The organism is Agarivorans sp., from assembly GCF_050295395.1.
GTDB lineage: Bacteria > Pseudomonadota > Gammaproteobacteria > Enterobacterales > Celerinatantimonadaceae > Agarivorans.
The window spans coordinates 1-2,065 of sequence record NZ_JBNKPP010000249.1; the positions used below are offsets into that span (position 1 = coordinate 1).

Sequence of the window (2,065 nt, forward strand, 5' to 3'; positions counted from 1 at the left end):
GATAGCTCTTTAAATTTCACGCCTACGGGAAGTAAAATCGTGATTTGGAGGGGACAGAAACAAAAAAGCCTCGCGATTGCGAGGCTTTGAATTAATGGTGCCCAGAGGCGGAATCGAACCACCGACACGAGGATTTTCAATGCAATTCCCGATGGCTCTATCGACTGAGCTATCTGGGCAAAACAATTAGCTAAATGCTAACTATTAAATAAATGGTGCCGACTATCCGAGTTGAACGGATGACCTACTGATTACAAGTCAGTTGCTCTACCAACTGAGCTAAAGCGGCACTACGTCAGTGGGTGCGAATTCTAGAGGAATGGTTGATGGTGCGCAACAGAAAAAACCAAAAAAGCCTTAAATTCCTGCCCAAGCGCTCACAAAGTGCGCAATTTAAGCATTACATATCAATATAGCGGGCTAAACCGTGGAAAATAAGCAATGGCTCTACGACAAGCGGTAAATCCATCAGGTGAGGCTTTAGAAATTTACTGTCGCCACCAGTTAACAACAGCTTTTGCCCTGGGTTTTGTTGCCACGCTAGTCTAATTGCGCCTATAACACTGGCTAAACAGCCGTTTTGCAAACAGGTTACGGTATCCTCGCCCGGCTCCATGCGACCATTAAACATCTCTGAATTAAATACCTTAGCCGTATTTTTCACTACGGCATGCTGCTGCATTTTAAGACCAGGTAGTATCCAACCGCCTTGGTGTTGGCCTTCTGCATCTAACCAATCGAGTGTAACCGCGGTACCGGCATCAACAATAAGCGTCGAGGTCGACGGAAACAATAATTGCGCGCCCAACATCGCTAACCAGCGGTCGACTCCCAGCGTTTGTGGTTGCTGGTAAACGCTGGTAACACCGTATGCTTGCGCATCCGCATGCACCTGACGCCAGGGTAAGTCCTCAAGGCCGAGCAATTGCTTAATAACCGCCACTTTTTCCTGCGAAGCGACACTAGCGTAATAAACCGCTTTAAGTGAGAGTTTCGCCAGGTTTTCCGGGGCAAGCTGAGGCAAGGCGGTAACTTTACCCTGTTTAACCAACGCCGCTTTTTCTCTGGTGTTACCAATATCCAGTAATAAGTACATGTCAGGCTCCTGCGCGCAGGCTAAGTTCGCCACCGAAAAAAGTCTCACAACCAGAGTCTGTTTTTATCAGTAAGGCGCCCTGTTTGTCGACCCCCAGACACAAGCCGTTCGTTTCTGTACTGCCAGAAAGCTTCACCGATTGCAGATGGAAATGATCCCGGCGGTTAAATTCAGCGGCAAACTCGGCAAAACCGCGATCACTAAATTGTTGCAGCAGGGTAATGAGTTCGGTTTGTAAATTAACGACAAGCTTATTTCGGTCAACCGGCCGATCAACGTTTGACGAGAGATCGGTATAAGACTGATCAATATAACTATGCGATTGTTGGGGTAATTGAATGTTCAGGCCGATACCGATAATGACGTCGCAAGCGGCATCCGCCTGGCCTGCTAATTCGACCAGAATACCTGCAAGCTTTTTGCCGTCAATATAAACATCATTCGGCCACTTAACGCTTGGCGATAAGTGAAACTCACGCTCAATTACGCGTGATAGCGCGATCGCCACCACCAGGCTTAAGCCCATTGCAGCCTGCACCCCCTGCTCTAAGCGCCAATACATTGAAAAATACAAGCTGGCACCAAACGGTGAATACCAGGCTCGACCACGCCGCCCACGTCCTGCAGTTTGCGCTTCAGCAACAATGACATAGCCCGGCGTCTTAACAATACCTTCTATTACTTTTTGCATTAGCTGGCTGTTGGTAGAGTCAGTAATACTCTGCACCAGTACATCAGGTGCCGTTTTAGCTTTAAGCTTTATAATGGATGTAGCATCGAGCAAGCTTAATGGTTGTGCCAGTCGATAACCTTTACCTTTTACTTTATATATATCAAGTCCGAGCTCTTGCAGTAATTTGATATGGTTGGCAATTGCAGTACGACTAAGTCCAAGTGCATCAGCAACTATCTGGCCGGATTGGAATTCACCGCTGCTGAGAAGTTGCAATAACTGACGTTGTGTTACTA

2 protein-coding genes and 2 tRNA genes are annotated in these 2,065 nt (G+C 47.2%); all 4 read right to left on the minus strand.

Going from position 1 to position 2,065, the window contains the following annotated elements; all coding sequences use genetic code 11:
- Positions 1–95 precede the first annotated feature (95 nt).
- Positions 96–179, minus strand: a tRNA-OTHER gene (locus ACQY6Q_RS14545).
- Between the two features lie 34 nt (positions 180–213).
- Positions 214–289: transfer RNA gene (locus ACQY6Q_RS14550), tRNA-Thr, on the minus strand.
- Positions 290–400: 111 nt separating this feature from the next.
- Entirely contained in the window at positions 401–1,096 is a 696-nt protein-coding gene (locus ACQY6Q_RS14555; RefSeq protein WP_427982439.1) for a type III pantothenate kinase, read from the minus strand.
- 1 nt (position 1,097) lies between these two features.
- Positions 1,098–2,065 (minus strand): bifunctional biotin--[acetyl-CoA-carboxylase] ligase/biotin operon repressor BirA (gene birA, locus ACQY6Q_RS14560; protein ID WP_427982441.1); only part of this gene is annotated, 968 nt, incomplete at its 5' end.

Bases quoted from the DNA above. Each gene is read 5' to 3' on its own strand.
- ACQY6Q_RS14555 (WP_427982439.1), bottom strand. From the start codon at position 1,096: ATGTACTTATTACTGGATATTGGTAACACCAGAGAAAAAGCGGCGTTG.